This window comes from Micromonospora sp. NPDC002296 (assembly GCF_040296145.1).
Taxonomy (GTDB): domain Bacteria; phylum Actinomycetota; class Actinomycetes; order Mycobacteriales; family Micromonosporaceae; genus Micromonospora.
On the sequence record NZ_JBEOWQ010000004.1, the window covers coordinates 257,127 to 273,381 of the forward strand.

Below are 16,255 nucleotides of genomic sequence, written 5' to 3' on the forward strand. Positions count from 1 at the left end.
TCATCGAAGGACCGCCACCAGGGCGGCCACCGGGGCGGCGGCGACGCCGAGGACCAGGGTGGGGGCCAGGCCGACGGCGAGGGCGAGCAGCACCAGCGGCGCCCACGCGGTCAGTTCGGCGGCGGCGAGGCCGGGGGCGACCCGGCCGACCGCCGGGCTGGGCCGGCCGTGGGTGACCCGGCGCAGCAGCCGCAGCAGGTACGCCGCGGTCAGCGCGCCGCCGACCGCCGCCAGCACGCCCAGGACGGTCCAGAACACCCCGCCCCGCCCGATCGCGGCGACCACGGCGAACGCCTCGCCCCAGAACCCGGCCAGGCCGGGCAGGCCCAGCGAGGCGACGGCGGCGAAGCCGAGCAGCCCGGCGAGCCGGGGCGCGGTCTCCCGCAACCCGGACAGCTCTGCGAGCTCCCCGGTGCCCGACCGGTCCTTGATTGCCCCGGCCAGGAAGAAGAGCAGCCCGGTGATCACCCCGTGCGCGATGTTGCCGATCAGCGCGGCCTGGATGCCGGTGGCGGTCAGGGTGGCCACCCCGAGCAGCACGAACCCCATGTGCCCGACGCTGGAGTACGCGATCAGCCGCTTCAGCTCGCTCTGGGCGAGGCAGACCAGGGAGCCGATCAGGATCGCCGCGACGGCGAGCACCCCGAGCACCGGGGCGGCCCAGCGGGCCCCCTCCGGCGCCACCCCGACGGCGACCCGGACCAGCCCGTACGTGCCCATCTTGAGCAGCACCCCGGCGAGCACGACGCTGCCGACGGTGGGCGCCTGGGTGTGCGCGTCGGGCAGCCAGGAGTGCAGCGGCCAGAGCGGGCTCTTCACCGCGAACGCCAACCCGAACAGGGTGAACGCGGCGAGCTGGGTGCCTCGGGGAAGCCCGGCCCCGCCGGTCAGCGCGACGAGGTCGGCGGTGCCGGCGGCGGCCACCACGACGTACACGCCGACCAGCAGCAGCACCGAGCCGAGCAGGGTGTAGAGGGCGAACTTGCGCGCCGCCCGCCGCCGGTCCGGTCCGCCCCAGCCGGCGATGATCGCGTACATGGGGAGCAGGACGACCTCGAAGAAGCAGAAGAACAGCACCAGGTCGAAGGCGAGGAAGGTGCCGAGGATGCCGACCTCGACCACCAGCAGCAGCGCCACGAGGGCCCGGCCGCTGCCGCCGCCGGCGGGCACCTTCCACACCGTGTACGCGCAGCAGAGCAGGGTGAGCAGCGCGGTCAGCACCACCAGGGGGTACGAGATGCCGTCCACGCCCAGGTGGAAGCGCAGGTCGAGGCCGGGCACCCAGGGCAGGTCGAGCTGGTGCCAGGGCCGCACGGCCGGTGCCGGCCCGTAGCCGGTCCACAGGTGATCGCCGGCCACCAGCCACACCGTGGCGAGCAGGGTCAGCCCCGCCGCCGCCGTGCCGACCAGGCGGGCCGCCCGGTCCCCGGGGACGACGGCGACCACGGCCGCGCCGAGGGCCGGCACGACCAGCGCCGCGACGAGCAGGACCTGTCCGAGCGTCATGCGGCCCCTCCGATCAGCACGGCGGCCAGCCCGATCAGCAGCGCGCCGGCCAGCACCCCCGCCACCGCCCGGGGCAGCGCGGCGCGGTGCAGCCCGGCCAGTGCCCCGCCGAGGCCGCGCGCGCCCCGGGCGGTGCCCTCCACCGCGCCGTCGACCACCGACTCGTCGCCCGCGCGGGCGGCCCGGGCCAGGGCGACCACCGGGCGTACGACGAGGGCGCGCTGGACGTCGTCGAGCCGGAAGCCGGCGGCAAACAGCGGCCCCAGCGGGCCCAGCGCACGGGCCGGGTCGGCGGTCCGGTCCCGCCGCCAGCCGGCCCAGGCCAGCCCTGCGCCGAGGGCCAGCAGGGCCAGCGGCAGCAGCAGGGCCGGGCCGAGGTGCACCAGCTCCCCCTCGCCGACGGCGAGCCGGTCGGTGAACGGGGGCAGGAACGCGGCCAGCCCGAGCAGGGCGGCCGGGGCGGCGAGCAGCAGCACCGGCCAGCGCATCAGCGCGGGCGGGTCGTGCGGGTGGACCAGCGGCATCCGGGTCTCGCCGAGGAACGCGCGCAGCAGCAGCCGGGTGGCGTACCAGGCGGTGACCGCGACGCCGGCCAGCCCGGCCAGCCAGACCAGCCAGCCCACCCAGGCCGGGGCCGGGCCGGCCCCGTCCAGCGCGGCTGCCTCGGCGGCGGCGAGCACGCCGTCCTTGCTCCAGAAGCCGGACAGCGGGGGGACGCCGGCCAGCGCGCCGAGGCCGACCGCGGTGCACCAGAAGGTCACCGGCATGCTGGCGCGCAGGCCACCCATCCGGGACATCAGGGTGGTGCCGACGGCGTGGATCACCGCCCCGGCGGCGAGGAACAGCAGCGCCTTGAACGCGGCGTGGCTGAGGAGGTGGAACAGCGCGGCGGTGGGTGAGCCGACGGCGAGCGCACCGGTCATGTAGCCGATCTGGGAGACCGTGGACCAGGCCAGCACCCGCTTGAGGTCGTCCTGGGCGGTGGCGGCGAGCGCGCCGAGCAGCAGGGTGACCGCGGCCATCACCCCGAGCACGGCGAGCGCGGCCGGGGCCCGCTCGAACAGCGGGTAGAGCCGGGTGACCGCGTACACGCCGGCCGCGACCATGGTGGCGGCGTGGATCAGCGCGGAGACCGGGGTCGGGCCGGCCATCGCGTCGGGCAGCCAGGTGTGCAGCGGGAACTGGGCGCTCTTGCCGGCCACCCCCGCGAGCAGCAGCAGGCAGGCGGCGGTCAGCAGGCCGGCGGAGTGGTCGTGGGCGAGCACGTCGGCGATCCGGAAGCTGCCCGCCGAGACGCCGAGCAGCGCGATGCCGAGCAGGAAGCCGACGTCGCCCACCCGGGTGACCAGGAACGCCTTCATCGCGGCGGCCGGCGCCTCGGGCAGCCGGCGGTCGTGGGCGATGAGCAGGTACGAGCAGAGGCCCATCACCTCCCAACCGACCAGCAGCATGATCAGGTCACCGGCGACCACCACCAGCAGCATCGCGGCGGTGAAGAGGCTGATCTGCGCCGCGTACGGCGGGTAGCGGTGGTCGACCTCGACGTCGTCGTGCGGGCCCCGTCTCAGGTAGCCGACGGAGTAGACCTGCACCGCGAGGGCCACCGCCGCGACGGCGACCGCGACCAGGGCGGCGGCCCCGTCGAGCCGGACCCCGAGGGTGACCCGCAGCCCGCCCAGGTCGACCCAGGTGGTCGAGGTCTCCGCCGGCGCTCCGACGCGGACCAGCAGGACGACAGCGATCAGCAGCGCCCCGGCCGCCCCGGCCACGCCCAGGCCGATCGCCGCCCGCCGGGCCGAATCCTGCCCGGTGGTCGCGCCACGCGGTGAGGGCGGCAGCAGCAGCCCGACCAGGCCCGCCACCAGGGGTACGGCCGGCAGCAGCACGCCGAGCAGGCCGGTCACCTGATCACCTCGCCGGCCGACGCGCCCGGGGTCGTCGCCGCGCCCGCCCCGGGAGCCGGCTCGACCAGTGGCGGCTCGGTCAGCGGCACCTCGTCGACGGCGACGCTTGCCCGCATGCGGTAGAGCTGGAGCACGATCGCCAGCCCCACGCCGATCTCGGCGGCGGCCAGGACGATCACGAAGAGGGCGAAGACCTGGCCGGCGTGCGGAAGCTGTGCCCGGACCGTGGTGTCGGCGGTGACCAGGACCAGGTTGACCGCGTTGAGCATCAACTCCACCGCCATCAGCACCAGCACCGCGTTGCGACGGCGCAGCACGCCGTACACGCCCAGGCCGAACAGCAGGGCGGCGGTGACGTACGGGATGACAGGTCTCACCGGCGGGCCCCCTCCGCCGGCGTCGGCCGGTCGGCCGCGGGGCGGCCGATGTCGGGGCGGGAGAGCACGATCGCGCCGACCAGGGCGGCCAGCAGCAGCACGGAGAGCACCTCGAACGGCAGCACCCAGGAGCCGAACACCTGCTCGCCGAGGCGCTCGGCGGTGCCCGGCTCGGGCAGGTCGACCCGCGTCCAGCGGAACGCGTCGACCAGCAGGGCGGCCAGCCCGAGGCCGGCACCGCCGCCGATCAGGGCGGCCGGCCAGCCGGGCCGGTCCAGGTCGTCGGAGGCGCCGATCGGGGCGCGGGTCAGCATCACCGCGAACAGCAGCAGCACCACCACGGCGCCCACGTAGATCAGCACCTGCACCCAGGCCACCAGCTCGGCGGTGAGCACCAGGAAGAGGCCCGCCAGGGCGCCCAGGCAGACCACCAGGTAGAGCCCGGCCCGGACCAGGTGCCGGGTGGTCACCACCAGCGCCCCCGCGCCGACCGCCGCCGCGCCGAGGGCGAGCAGCAGCGCGTCCACACCGGTCACGAGGCGGCACCCGGCTCGGCGGCACCCGGGCCGGGGGCGGCGCCGGGCTCGGGGCGTACCCGCGTGGGGGCCGGACGGGCGGCGGGGGCGGCCGGGGCGGCGGCCTTGCGCGCGGCGGTGGTCTCCTCCTTCGCCGGCTCGCCGTTGCGGTCGTGCGCGGGCGGCGGCGGGACGGTGCCCATCCACTCGCCGAGGTGGTCCTTGTCGTGCAGCAGGTCCTTGATGTCGTACTCGGCGTACTCGAACTCCGGCGACCAGTAGAGCGCGTCGAACGGGCAGACCTCGACGCAGATGCCGCAGTACATGCAGAGCGAGAAGTCGATGTCGAACTTGTCGAGCACGTTGCGCTGGCGGGGACGGGCGGCGCCGGGCACCGCCACCTCCTCCTTGTGCGAGTCGATGTAGATGCACCAGTCCGGGCACTCGCGGGCGCAGAGCATGCAGACCGTGCAGTTCTCCGCCAGCAGGGCGATCACGCCCCGGGACCGGGGCGGCAGTTCGGGGGCCACATCCGGGTACTGCTGGGTGGTCGAGCGGCGGGTCATCGTCTTCAGCGTGACGGCCAGCCCCTTCACCAGCCCCTCGCCGGGCACACTCCGCTCGCTCATGCCGTCCATCCTGCCCTGTGACCCCGGCGCGCGCGACCACCACCCGGCGCATTGCGGCGGTACGGTGACGGCGGGGAGAACGACGCACCGGGAAGGACCTTTCCCATGACCGCCGCGCTGCAGGGCGACCAGCCGCCCGAGGGCGGGTGGACGACCGACGACCTCGACGCGCTGCCCGAGGACGGTCGCCGCCGCGAACTGCTCGATGGAGTGCTCCTCGTGTCCCCCTCCCCCACCCGCGTACACCAGACCATCGCCGGCCGGTTCATGGTCGCGCTCGAAGAAGACTGCCCCGACGAGTACGACGTCACCCAGGGCGTCGAGGTGCGCATCAACCGCACCCGCTCCTTCATCCCGGACGTGCTGGTCACCACGTCGACCGCGGCGCGGCGTCAGTCGTCGCGGTACGAGGCGCACGAGGTCGTGCTCGCGGTCGAGATCGTCTCCCCCAGCACCCGCTCCATCGACCGGGTGCTCAAGCCCGCCCTCTACGCGCAGGCCGGCATCCCGTACTTCTGGCGGATCGAGGTGGAGGACGACGGGCTGGCCGTCCACACGCACCGGATCGACCCGGTGGACGAGGTCTACACCGAGACCGGGCGCTGGACGAAGTTCGTGGACACCGGCGAGCCGTTCCCGGTCAACCTGCCGGTCAGCCGGATCACGCCCCGGCACCTGTGACCGGCGGAAGCACCTCGACGCCGAGTTGCTGGAGGAGCTGGAACAGCTCGGTGCAGTGCCACACGTCGGCGATCCGACCCGCCGGGTCGAAGCGCAGGAACGACGCCCCCGAGAAGCTGACCACCTGACCGGTGGGCGGCACCGGCCCGAACGCGCCGGCCTGGGTGCCGGCGGCCCGCCAGTGCACGGCCACCCGCTCGGCGGACGCCACCACGTCCACGATCTTGTAGCGCAGGTCCGGGAAGGCCGCCCGCCGCTCCCGGTGCCAGGCCAGCGCGGCCTCCGGGCCGGTCCCGCCCAGCCCCGGGCACTCCGCCGCGACCAGCTCGTACGCGGACTCCTCGCGCCGGCCGTTCCACACGTCGGCGATGAAGCGTCGGGCCGCCGCCTCCACATCGTTCACCCGGGCAGCCTAGCCACCGGGCCGGGCGGCCCCGGGGCACGCGGGCGGGCGTCCGGACGGGCCGCGCGGACCCGGGCCCTGCCCGCGCAGGCCGGAGATCGGCCAAGATGGTACGGACGGGAACGACCGGCGGACACCAGGAGGCGACGTGGGCGACGAGGCAGCGGCGACGACCGACGGGAAGTACGTCGAGCCCGGCAGGGAGTTCACCCGCGACCAGCGGTACATCGCCACCCGGATCACCGCCGACGGGCGGGACGGCTGGCCGGTCGAGCCGGGCCGGTACCGGCTGGCGGTCAGTCGCGCCTGCCCCTGGGCCAACCGGCTGATCATCGTGCGTCGGCTGCTGGGCCTGGAGGACGCCATCTCGATGGCCGTGGCCGGGCCGACCCATGACGCCCGGAGCTGGACGTTCGACCTGGACCCGGGCGGGCGGGACCCGGTGCTCGGCATCGAGCGGCTGGCCGACGCGTACTTCGCCCGGTTCCCCGGGTACGAGCGGGGCATCACCGTGCCGGCGATCGTGGACGTGCCGACCGGGCAGGTGGTCACCAACGACTACGCCCGGATGAGCCTGGACCTGTCGACCGAGTGGACGGCGTACCACCGCGAGGGCGCGCCGGAGCTGTACCCGGAGCGGCTGCGCGACGAGATCGACGAGGTCAACGCGGTCGTCTTCGCCGACGTCAACAACGGCGTGTACCGGTGCGGCTTCGCCGGCAGCCAGCAGGCGTACGAGAAGGCGTACCACCGGCTGTTCGACCGGCTGGACTGGCTGGCCGAACGGCTGGCCGGGCAGCGGTACCTGGTCGGCGACACGATCACCGAGGCGGACGTGCGGCTGTTCACCACGCTGGTCCGGTTCGACCCGGTCTACCACGGCCACTTCAAGTGCAACCGGCAGAAGCTCACCGAGATGCCGGTGCTGTGGGCGTACGCCCGGGACCTGTTCGCCACGCCCGGGTTCGGCGACACGATCGACTTCGACCACATCAAGCGGCACTACTACGAGGTACACCGGGACATCAACCCGACCGGGATCGTTCCGCTCGGCCCCGACCTGTCCAACTGGCTCACCCCACACGGCCGCGAGCAGCTCGGCGGCCGCCCCTTCGGCAACGGCACCCCACCCCCACTGCCCTAACCCACCCCCCGCTCCCGCTCTCCCGCGATCTTGCACTTTGGGCCCCCGTGATGTGCCTTTCGCACCTTGTGTCGGGGCCGCAACTGCAAGATCGCGGGAAGGAGGGGCGGGGTGGGGGTGGGGGGTCAGAGGGCGAGGCGGACGGCGGCCGTCAGGACGAGTTGGGCCAGGGAGGCGGGGACCAGGACCAGCCAGCAGAGGCGCTGGAGCTGGTCCTCGCGCAGCCGGGGGTACGACACCCGGAGCCAGATGATCACGAACGCGACGGCGAAGACCTTGAGCAGCGTCCACAGCCAGCCGAGGTGCTCGTCGGCGAACGGGCCCTGCCAGCCGCCGAGGAAGAGCACGGTGGTCAGCGCGGCGATCACCACGATGCCGACGTACTCGGCGAGCAGGAAGAACGCGAAGCGCAGGCCGGTGTACTCCGTCATGTACCCGAAGACCAGCTCGGAGTCGGCGATCGGCATGTCGAACGGGGGCCGCCGGATCTCGGCCAGCCCGGCGACGAAGAAGACGATCATCGCGGGTGCCTGCCAGAGCAGCCACCAGGGCCGCCACGCCTCGACGATCCCGGGCAGGCTCAGGGTGCCGGCCGCCATGGCCACCGACGCTGCGGCCAGCACCAGCGGCAGTTCGTAGCCGAGCAGCTGGGCCGCCCCGCGCAGCCCGCCGAGCAGGCTGTACTTGTTGGCCGACGCCCACGCCGACATCAGCACCGCCAGCACGCCCACCCCGACCACGGCCAGCACGAAGAACAGGCCGATGTCCAGCGGCTGCCCGACCAGGTCGCCGGGCCCGAGCGGGATCACCAGCAGGGCGAGCAGGTACGGCACCAGGGCCACCACCGGGGCCAGCCGGAACACCGCCCGGTCGGCCTCGCGCGGGGTGACGTCCTCCTTCTGCACGAACTTGACCCCGTCGGCGACGAGCTGGGCCCAGCCGTGGAAGCCGCCCGCGTACATCGGGCCGAGCCGGCCCTGCATGTGCGCCATCACCTTGTGCTCGGCCTGCCCCACGACCAGCGGCAGGATGAGGAAGGCGGCCAGCACGCCGACCACCCGCAGGACGGCCTCCAACCAGTCGGGCATCAGGCCGTACCTCCGTTCCCGCCGGCGTCGTCGCCCGCCGGACCCGAACCCGGGTGGGCCGGTGGCTCGGCCGGGGCGGGGCGGGGCGGGCGTTCCCGGGCCGGTCGGGCGGGCGTGCCGCCGCGCGGCCCCTCGCCGACCCCGGCCGCGCCGGCGGGCGTCGGCGTCGGCCCCCACTCCCCCGGAGCCGGTACGCCCGGCGGGCGGATCGGGCGCCTGCCGCCACCGGCCCCGGACTCGCCGGGCTCCTTCGCGCCCGGCCAGGGCTTCGCCACCCGGGAGGCGAGCACGAACTCCTTGCGCAGCGGGTGCCCCTCGAACTCCGGCGGCAACAGCAGCGGCTTCAGCTCGCCGTGCCCGGGGAAGTCGACGCCGAACATCTCGTACGTCTCCCGCTCGTGCCAGGCCGCGCCCGGGTAGAGGTCGACGACCGAGGCCACCCGTGGCTCGTCCCACGGGACCCGGGTGCGCAGCAGCAGACCGTGCCGGTGGCCGGTCGACCAGAGGTGGGACACCACCTCGCAGCCGTCGGCCAGTTGGTCGACGGCGGAGAGCCAGTCGAAGAAGTCGCAGGCCAGGTCCGCGTCGTCCCGGGCGGCGGCCAGCGCGTCCCGCCAGCTCGCCGGGGGTACGTCGACGGTGGCCCGGGCGTACGCCTGGCCGCCGGATACCGACGCGGTGGCCTCGACGGGGGCGAGCAGCGCCACCAGCCGCCGGCCGACCTCTTCCGGAGTCATGCCGCTGATCCTATGGCCGACGCCGGCCCCACGCGGCGGGCCGCCCCGGCCGCGGGCCGCGTGGAGTCCGCGTGCGCGCGGCCCGGCGGACCGGATGGCTGCTTTGCCCGGCGGACCGGATGGCTGCTTTCACCGGCGGCAGCCCGCCCTGCGGGGAAGGATGAGGTCGTGCGCGCCGTGACTGTCACCCCCGGGGTCCCGAACTCCCTGCGCCTGGTGCACGACCACCCCGAGCCGCCCGCAGAGGAAGGCGCGATCCTGGTCGAGGCGCTCGCGGTGGGGATCTGCGGCACCGACCACGAGATCGTCGCCGGGGACTACGGCGAGGCCCCGCCCGGCGCGTCGGCCCTGGTGCTCGGGCACGAGTCGCTTGGCCGGGTGCTGGAGGACCCGAGCGGCACGCTGCAACCCGGCGCACTGGTGGCCGGCATCGTCCGCCACCCGGACCCGGTGCCCTGCCCCAACTGCGCAATCGGCGAGTGGGACATGTGCCGCAACGGCAGGTACACCGAGCACGGGATCAAGGCGCTGCCCGGCTTCGCCCGGGACCGGTGGCGGGTGCAGCCGAGGTTCGCCGTCGGCCTGGACCCCGCCCTGGCCCCGGTCGGGGTGCTGCTGGAACCGACCGCGGTGGTGGCGAAGGCGTGGGACCACATCGAACGGATCGGCGCCCGCGCCGAGTGGCAGCCGCAGACGGTGCTGGTCACGGGGGCCGGGCCGATCGGCCTGCTGGCGGCGCTGCTGGCCACCCAGCGCGGGTTCTCCGTACACGTGCTCGACCGGGCCACCACCGGGCCGAAGCCGGGCCTGGTCAGGGCGCTCGGCGCGACGTACCACACGGAGTCGGTGGCGCAGCTCGACTTCGACCCGGACGTGATCGTCGAGTGCACCGGCGCGCCGGTGGTCGTGCTGGACGCGATGTGCAAGGCCGGACCGACCGGGATCATCTGCCTGACCGGGGTGTCCAGCGGCGGCCGGCGTATCGAATTCGACGCCGGGGCACTCAACCGGGAACTGGTGCTGGAGAACCACGTGGTGTTCGGCTCGGTGAACGCCAACCGCCGGCACTGGGGCCTGGCCGCCGAAGCCCTCGCCCGGGCCGACCCGGCATGGCTGGCTTCGCTGATCACCCGGCGGGTGCCGGTGGAGGCGTACACCGAGGCGTACACCTCCACCCCCGACGACATCAAGGTGGTGCTCGACTTCACCGCCTGAGCGGGTGATCCCGCCCGTGGGCACGGGGTCACCGCGGCCGGGCGGAACCTCGGCGACGCAGCACGGACGCCTTGTGCAGCCGGTAGTTCTCACCCGCGGCGAGCGCCTTCAGCAGTTCGCCCGTGCCGAGCAGCACCTCCAGCAGGGCCCCCTGGAGCGCGTCCTCCTCCACCCCGTCCGACAGCACCTCGGCGATCCGCCGCAACTCGCCGACGACCCGGTCCAGGTCCGGTTCCGCCACCACGTCGAAGGCCTTCTCGAAGGCCGGCACGGAGCGGGTGAGCAGCCGGTCCAGCAGGCGGAGCAGGACGTCCAACTGCTCCCGGGAGACCGCCTCCGGCACCCCGTGCTCGTTGACCAGTCGCAGGGTCCTGAAGTACAGCTCGTCGTCGAGCAGCGGCCCGCCCCGACGCCAGGGCTGGCGCGGCAGCACCGCCCCCTCCAGCAGGAACCACCTGTGCACGTCGGTCATGTCCTCGGAGACCCGTCCGACGGCGTCGCCCATCACCGGCGACCACCGCCGCACGTACTCCCGCCGGAGGAAACGGCTGACGCCGAGGGTCACCACCAGGGCGCTGCTGGAGAAGCCCGTCATGCCGGACAGGACGTTGACCAGGTACGGGTGGTGCTGCATGTTGTCGCCGCCGAACGTCTCCCAGCCGACGCCCACCAGGAAGCTGGACAGGGCGATCGCGAACAGGCTCCAGGCGACCGACCGGGGCAGACGGGGTGGCACGGCCGTCAGATGCCGGGCAGGCGGCCGTTGCGGAACAGGTCGACGAAGAGCTGGTGGTCCTCGCGGGCCCGCAGCCCGTACGCGTGCGAGAACTCGACCAGCCCGGTGGCGAACCCGTCGGGGTCGGCGTCCACCGCGGCGACGATTGCCTCCTCGGTGGAGTAGTCGACCAGGTCGTGGCTGGACTCGTCGTCGGCCACCGAGTGCATCCGGGCCACCGCCCGGCCCAGGTCGGCCAGCACCCCGGCCAGTTCCTCCGGCTCGTTGACGTCCGCCCAGTCCAGGTCGGCCGCGTACGGGGAGACCTCGGCGACGAGCTGCCCGGCCCCGTCCAGCTCGGTGAAGCCCAGCCACGGGTCGGCGTGTGCCTGGAGCGCCCGCTGCGACTCGGCCGTACGGTGCCCCTGGTGCCGGAAGTAGCCGCGTACCCGCTCGTCTTCGATGTGCCGGGCCACCGCCGGCACCTGCGCCTGCTTCATGTAGATGACGACGTCGTTCTCCAACGCCTGGGTGTGCCCCTCCAGCAGCAGGTTGTACGACGGCAGCCCGGCCGAGCCGATGCCCACCCCCTTGCGCAGCACGACGTCCTTGATGTGCGCGGCGACCGGGCGCAGCCGGGCGGACGACTCGGGCAGGGTGCCCAGGTAGTCCTGGAACGCGGCGCAGACCTTCGCCCGGGTGTCGTCGTCGATCTCGAAGACCCCGTCGCCGAGGGAGAACCGGCGCTCGTAGTTGTCGACGGTGGTCTGCGCGGAGAGCAGGTCGACCCGGGTGTTGAGCCGGGCCTGCTGGAGCACCCGGCGCAGCACCCCGTCGGCGTTGTCCAGGGTGATCGAGCCGATCGCGTCGTCCCCGCCGGCCGCGATCGCCCGCAGCTCGGTCAGGTACGACCGGGCGAAGCCGGTGACCAGGTCGCTGATCGCCCGGTCGGAGAGCGCCTTGGCGTACCCGAGCAGGGCCACGCTCGCGGCGAGCCGCCTCAGGTCCCAGGAGAACGGCCCGACGTACGCCTCGTCGAAGTCGTTGACGTTGAACACGAGCTGCCCGGAGGCGTTCATGTAGGTGCCGAAGTTCTCGGCGTGCAGGTCGCCGTGGATCCACACCCGGCTGGTGCGCTCGTCCAGGAACGCGTCGTCGGCGAAGTCGCCGCGCTGGTCGGCGTAGAAGAGCGAGGCGCTGCCCCGGTAGAAGGCGAACGGCGAGGCGGCCATCTTGCGGAACTTGCGGCGGAAAGCCGCCGGGTCGAGCGCCATCGACGCGCCGAACTCCCCGGTGAGCACGTCAACGATGAAGGCGGACCGATCGTCCGCGGACTGAGTCATGGCCGGCAGGCTAGCCCTCGCCCGCCACCCGCTGGTTGATCATGAAGTTGTTACCAGACCGTCCGGCGTGTCATGGCAACAACTTCATGATCAACCAGCGGGGTGGGGTGGGGTGGGACTCAGTCGGGGAGGCGGACCGGTGGGGCGGTCAGGGACTCCACCGGGCGGGGCGGGTGCGCGTCGGCCGGGGAGGCGGGCGTGGCGGCCGGGGAGGCGAGCGGGTCGGGGCGGGGGACGCCGCCGATGCCGGACTGCTCGGCGGCGATCTTCTCCTGGAGGCGCAGGATGCCGTGCAGCAGGGCCTCCGGGCGGGGCGGGCAGCCGGGCACGTAGACGTCGACGGGGATGAGCTGGTCGACGCCCTTGGTCACCGAGTACGAGTCCCAGTACGGGCCGCCGCAGTTGGAGCAGGCGCCGAACGAGATGACGTACTTCGGCTCGGGCATCTGGTCGTAGAGCCGTTTGATCGCCGGGGCCATCTTGTCGGTGACCGTGCCGGAGACCACCATCAGGTCGGCCTGGCGCGGGCCGTGGGCGAACGGGATCACCCCGAGCCGCATGAAGTCGTGCCGGCCCATGCTGGTGGCGATGAACTCGATGGCGCAGCAGGCCAGGCCGAAGTTGAACACCCAGAGCGAGTAGCGGCGGCCCCAGTTCAGCACGAACCGGATCGGCTCTCCCAGCACTCCCGGCAGTTGCACGACCGGCCCCCTCTCTCCCAACGCCAGTCAACCACAGCCACCGGACGGCCCGGCCGGGCCGCTCAGTAGGTCGGGCGTTGCAGCAGGCCGACGAACTCGACCAGCAGCCGCTCCCGCAGGGCCGGCGGGGCGGCGTCGAGCAGGGCGTTGACGGTGGCGTCCGGCGCAAAGGCCCCGGGGCCGGACGCCGGGCCGCCGGACGGCGTACCGCCGAGGCCGAGGCCGGCGGCCAGGCCGGCGACCAGGTCCGGGGTCAGGGCGTCCGGGGTCAGGGTCGCGGCGAGCGCGGTCAGCTCGGCGGGCAGCTCCACCGGCCCGGCGGCCCGGGCCGCCGCGACCGCGTCGGCCAGGTCGGGGCCGAACTCCGCCACCCTGGGGGCGACCGAGGCGGTCACCGTGAGGTGCACGCTGGCCGGCAGCTCGCCGTACGTGAGCTGGGGCTGGGTGTGCCAGCCGCGCGCGGTCAGCTCGTCGACCAGCACGAACAGGTCCAACCCGGGGTCGACGGAGGTGAAGCAGACCACGGTCGACTCGGGCTCGGCCATCAGCCGCAGCCCGTCGACGCCCCGCACGGCGTCGGCGAGCCCGGCCACCGCGTCCCGGGTCGCACCGGCCAGCCGCAGGTAGCCGTCCTCGCCGAGGTGGCGCAGGGTGGCGTACGCGGCGGCGATCGGCCCGCCCGAGCGGGTGGAGGCGATCACCGGGTTGACCATGGTGTACCCGGGCCAGTCTGCGTACGCGAAGTACTGCGGGGCGCGCAGCGCCGGGTCGCGGTGCAGCAGCACCGAGACGCCCTTCGGGGCGTACGCGTACTTGTGCAGGTCGACCGAGATCGAGGTGACCCCGTCGACGGCGAAGTCGAACGGCGGCACGGGCACGCCGAGCCGGCGCAGCCAGGGCAGGGTCCAACCGCCGAAGCAGGCGTCGACGTGGCAGCGCACCCCGGCCGCCGCCGCCACCTCGGCGATCCCGGCGACCGGGTCGACGACGCCGTGCGCGTACGAGGGGGCGGAACACGCGACCAGCACGGTGTCGGGGCGGATCGCGGCGGCCACGTCGGCGGCCGACGGGCGCAGCGTGTCCGGGTCGACGGGCACCGGGTCGAGGGCGACCCGCAGGTAGTGGGCCGCCTTGGCGAACGCCGCGTGCGCGGTCACCGGCACGGCGATCCGGGGCTCGCCGATCTCGGGGCGGGCGTCCCGGGCCGCCTTGACGGCGAGGATCAGCGACTCCGTGCCGCCGCTGGTGACGCTGCCGACGACGTCCGGGGCGGTCGTGCCGGGGCCGCCGCCGAGCAGCCGGGCAGCCGCCCCGACCAGCGCGTTCTCCATCGCCAGCAGGGACGGGAAGGCGGTCGGGTCGAGCCCGTTGACGTGCGCGCTGCCGGCGTGGGCGGCGGCGGCCAGGTCGTCCAGCCCGGGTACTGCGGGGTCGTACACGTACGCGAACAGCCGCCCCCCGTGCGTCGGCCGGTCGGCCTCGCGCAGCCCCCGGATCTCCCGGAGCACCCGCTCGGCCGGCACCCCGTGCCCCGGCAGCGCCCGGCCGGTGTCCTGGTCGTCGATCATCAGGTGGTGGTGCCCTTCTCGTGGAGGGTGGGCGTGGCGAGGAGATCGGCCCGGGTGAGGGTGTAGTGGCGCAGGAGGAGCAGGGGCGGGGCCACCAGGAGGGCCGGCAGCAGGGTGAAGCCCAGCAGGACGCCGAGGCGGGCGGTGTCGGACTGGGCCGCCGCCGTGCCCGTGTCCGACGAGACGTAGCCGCTGAGCTGGAGGACCAGGCCGTAGATGCCGGGGCCGAGGGCCAGGCCGAAGGTCTCCCCCGCCGTCCACAGGCCGGTGAACACGCCGGCCTGCCGGCGGCCGGTGCGCGCGGTGTCGTACGCGATGCAGTCCGGCAGCATGGCCAGCGCGAAGACCTGCTGGCCCGCGTACCCGACGCCGATCACCGCGACCACCAGGTAGACCGCGACGGCCGGCAGCACCGGCGCGGCAACCAGCGCGGTCGCACCGGCCGCGAGCAGCGCCGACGCGGCGACCAGCGCCGCCCGTTTGCCGACCCGGGCGCCGACCCGGGTCCACAGCGGCATCACCAGCAGCGCCGGGCCGACGAAGCAGGCGAACAGCACGGTCGGGCCGGTGTCCGGGTCGCGCAGCACCTGGCCGGCGAAGTAGCTGACCCCGGCCAGGATGGTGGCCACCCCGGCGGACTGGATCACGAAGCAGATCAGCAGCGCCCGGAACGGCCGGTTCCGGCCGGCGACGGCGAGCTGGGCGCGCAGGGTCGGCTCGCTCTCGCCGACCGTGCCGGTGGGCGCGCCCCGGGTGCCGAGGAACGCCCCGACCGCGCCGAGCACGATCAGCCCGGCCACGAACAGGCCCATCCAGCGGTGCCCGGCGACGCCGTCGCCACCGGCGGCCACCACGGCCGGGGCGACCGCGCCGGAGACCAGGATGGCCACCGCCAGCACCGCGATCCGCCAGCTCATCAGCCGGGTACGTTCCGCGTAGTCGTCGGTCAGCTCGGCCGGCATCGCCACGTACGGGACCTGGAAGAAGGCGAACGCGGTCGCGGCGGCCAGGAACGCGACGGCGACGTACCCGGCGGCGGCCGGGCCCGACCCGAACGGGCCGGCGAAGATCGCGGCGAACAGCACGCCGAGGGCGAGCCCGCCGAGCAGCAGGTACGGCCGGCGGGCGCCCCAGCGCGACCTGGTCCGGTCGGAGATACGCCCGACGACCGGGTTGACCAGCACATCCCACGCCTTCGGCAGGAGCACCAGCAGGGCCGCCACCCCGGCGGCGACGCCCAGGGTGTCGGTCAGGTACGGCAGGAGCAGCAGCCCGGGCACCGTGCCGAAGGCCCCGGTCGCCAGGGAGCCGAGCGCGTAGCCGAGGTGCACCCGGCGGGGCAGCCCGCCGTTCGCCCGGCGAGTCGGTGCCCCGGGCGGCGTGCCGGATTCGGCCGGCGGCAGCGTCATGACGCCGAATGTTACTCATGTTATGGCCTGGGTCACATCCCCTCTTCCGGCGACCAGGCCGCCGCCATGTCCACGCCCGACGGGCGCAGCGGGGCGCCCTCGGCGCGCAGCCGGGCCCGCGCCTCGACCTCGTGGCCGGGCGGCAGCCGGCCGGCGGAGTTCACCACCCGGTGCCACGGCACCCCGCCCCCGTGCCTGGCCATGATCGACCCGACCAGCCGCGGGGGGCGCCGGGCCCCGGCCGCGGGGGGGGGGGGGGGGGCGCCCCCCCCCGGGGGGGGGACACCCCAAGGAAAACAGAAACCCAACAAATATATGAG

At 74.5% G+C, this 16,255-nt stretch carries 15 protein-coding genes and 2 pseudogenes; 3 read left to right on the forward strand and 14 right to left on the reverse strand.

The features are described 5' to 3' along the window. The 5 genes from ABT023_RS05780 to ABT023_RS05800 are packed head-to-tail and all read right to left on the reverse strand — an operon-like array spanning window position 1 to window position 4,931. Window positions 1-1,506 (reverse strand): complex I subunit 4 family protein, encoded by a 1,506-nt coding sequence (locus ABT023_RS05780; protein ID WP_350882070.1) that lies wholly within the window; start codon window positions 1,504-1,506, stop codon window positions 1-3. Continuing rightward, window positions 1,503-3,410, reverse strand: a complete 1,908-nt coding sequence (locus ABT023_RS05785; RefSeq protein ID WP_350882071.1) for an NADH-quinone oxidoreductase subunit 5 family protein — start codon at window positions 3,408-3,410, stop codon at window positions 1,503-1,505. Before ABT023_RS05785 ends, ABT023_RS05780 begins: the two co-directional genes overlap by 4 nt. After that, window positions 3,407-3,787 (reverse strand): NADH-quinone oxidoreductase subunit NuoK, encoded by a 381-nt coding sequence (gene nuoK / locus ABT023_RS05790; RefSeq protein ID WP_350882073.1) that lies wholly within the window; start codon window positions 3,785-3,787, stop codon window positions 3,407-3,409. The genes ABT023_RS05785 and nuoK overlap by 4 nt, the downstream gene beginning before the upstream one ends. Continuing rightward, window positions 3,784-4,323, reverse strand: coding sequence for an NADH-quinone oxidoreductase subunit J family protein (locus tag ABT023_RS05795; protein WP_350882075.1), 540 nt, complete (start codon window positions 4,321-4,323; stop codon window positions 3,784-3,786). The genes nuoK and ABT023_RS05795 overlap by 4 nt, the downstream gene beginning before the upstream one ends. Then, window positions 4,320-4,931 (reverse strand): NuoI/complex I 23 kDa subunit family protein, encoded by a 612-nt coding sequence (locus ABT023_RS05800; protein ID WP_350882077.1) that lies wholly within the window; start codon window positions 4,929-4,931, stop codon window positions 4,320-4,322. The genes ABT023_RS05795 and ABT023_RS05800 overlap by 4 nt, the downstream gene beginning before the upstream one ends. A gap of 105 nt (window positions 4,932-5,036) precedes the next feature. On the opposite strand from ABT023_RS05800, the gene ABT023_RS05805 reads away from it, so the two are divergent. Next, window positions 5,037-5,612, forward strand: a complete 576-nt coding sequence (locus ABT023_RS05805) for a Uma2 family endonuclease (RefSeq protein WP_350882079.1) — start codon at window positions 5,037-5,039, stop codon at window positions 5,610-5,612. Here ABT023_RS05805 and ABT023_RS05810 read toward each other — a convergent pair. After that, entirely contained in the window at window positions 5,593-6,015 is a 423-nt protein-coding gene (locus tag ABT023_RS05810; RefSeq protein ID WP_350882081.1) for an ester cyclase, read from the reverse strand. The genes ABT023_RS05805 and ABT023_RS05810 overlap by 20 nt on opposite strands. 148 nt (window positions 6,016-6,163) lie before the next feature. Between ABT023_RS05810 and ABT023_RS05815 the strand changes: the two genes are divergently transcribed. After that, on the forward strand, window positions 6,164-7,159 hold the full coding sequence (locus ABT023_RS05815; protein WP_350882083.1) for a glutathione S-transferase family protein: 996 nt from the start codon (window positions 6,164-6,166) through the stop codon (window positions 7,157-7,159). A 125-nt stretch (window positions 7,160-7,284) separates the two neighbouring features. Here the strand turns inward: ABT023_RS05815 and ABT023_RS05820 are convergent, their stop codons facing one another. Next, window positions 7,285-8,247 carry a complex I subunit 1/NuoH family protein gene (locus ABT023_RS05820; RefSeq protein ID WP_350882085.1) on the reverse strand — a complete coding sequence of 321 codons (963 nt, stop codon included), beginning with the start codon at window positions 8,245-8,247 and terminating at the stop codon, window positions 7,285-7,287. 140 nt (window positions 8,248-8,387) lie between these two features. Next, window positions 8,388-8,984 (reverse strand): annotated as a pseudogene (locus tag ABT023_RS05825) (NADH-quinone oxidoreductase subunit C); the annotation flags it as partial. Window positions 8,985-9,152: 168 nt separating this feature from the next. On the opposite strand from ABT023_RS05825, the gene ABT023_RS05830 reads away from it, so the two are divergent. Beyond that, the gene (locus tag ABT023_RS05830) at window positions 9,153-10,199 is read left to right on the forward strand and encodes a glucose 1-dehydrogenase (protein ID WP_350882088.1); all 1,047 of its coding nucleotides are present in this window, start codon (window positions 9,153-9,155) and stop codon (window positions 10,197-10,199) included. Between the two features lie 28 nt (window positions 10,200-10,227). Here ABT023_RS05830 and ABT023_RS05835 read toward each other — a convergent pair whose 3' ends face one another. From ABT023_RS05835 to ABT023_RS05860, 6 genes and pseudogenes are all read right to left on the reverse strand, one after another. Further along, entirely contained in the window at window positions 10,228-10,935 is a 708-nt protein-coding gene (locus ABT023_RS05835; protein WP_350882090.1) for a hypothetical protein, read from the reverse strand. Window positions 10,936-10,940: 5 nt separating this feature from the next. Then, window positions 10,941-12,257, reverse strand: coding sequence for a DUF2252 domain-containing protein (locus ABT023_RS05840; protein ID WP_350882092.1), 1,317 nt, complete (start codon window positions 12,255-12,257; stop codon window positions 10,941-10,943). A 119-nt stretch (window positions 12,258-12,376) separates the two neighbouring features. Then, entirely contained in the window at window positions 12,377-12,958 is a 582-nt protein-coding gene (locus ABT023_RS05845; protein ID WP_350882093.1) for an NADH-quinone oxidoreductase subunit B, read from the reverse strand. Window positions 12,959-13,020: 62 nt separating this feature from the next. Continuing rightward, on the reverse strand, window positions 13,021-14,526 hold the full coding sequence (locus tag ABT023_RS05850; RefSeq protein ID WP_350882095.1) for a pyridoxal phosphate-dependent decarboxylase family protein: 1,506 nt from the start codon (window positions 14,524-14,526) through the stop codon (window positions 13,021-13,023). Beyond that, window positions 14,526-15,935 (reverse strand): MFS transporter, encoded by a 1,410-nt coding sequence (locus ABT023_RS05855; protein WP_350882097.1) that lies wholly within the window; start codon window positions 15,933-15,935, stop codon window positions 14,526-14,528. The genes ABT023_RS05850 and ABT023_RS05855 overlap by 1 nt, the downstream gene beginning before the upstream one ends. A gap of 32 nt (window positions 15,936-15,967) precedes the next feature. Then, window positions 15,968-16,168, reverse strand: a pseudogene (locus tag ABT023_RS05860) (MGMT family protein); the annotation flags it as partial. Between the last annotated feature and the right edge of the window lie 87 nt (window positions 16,169-16,255).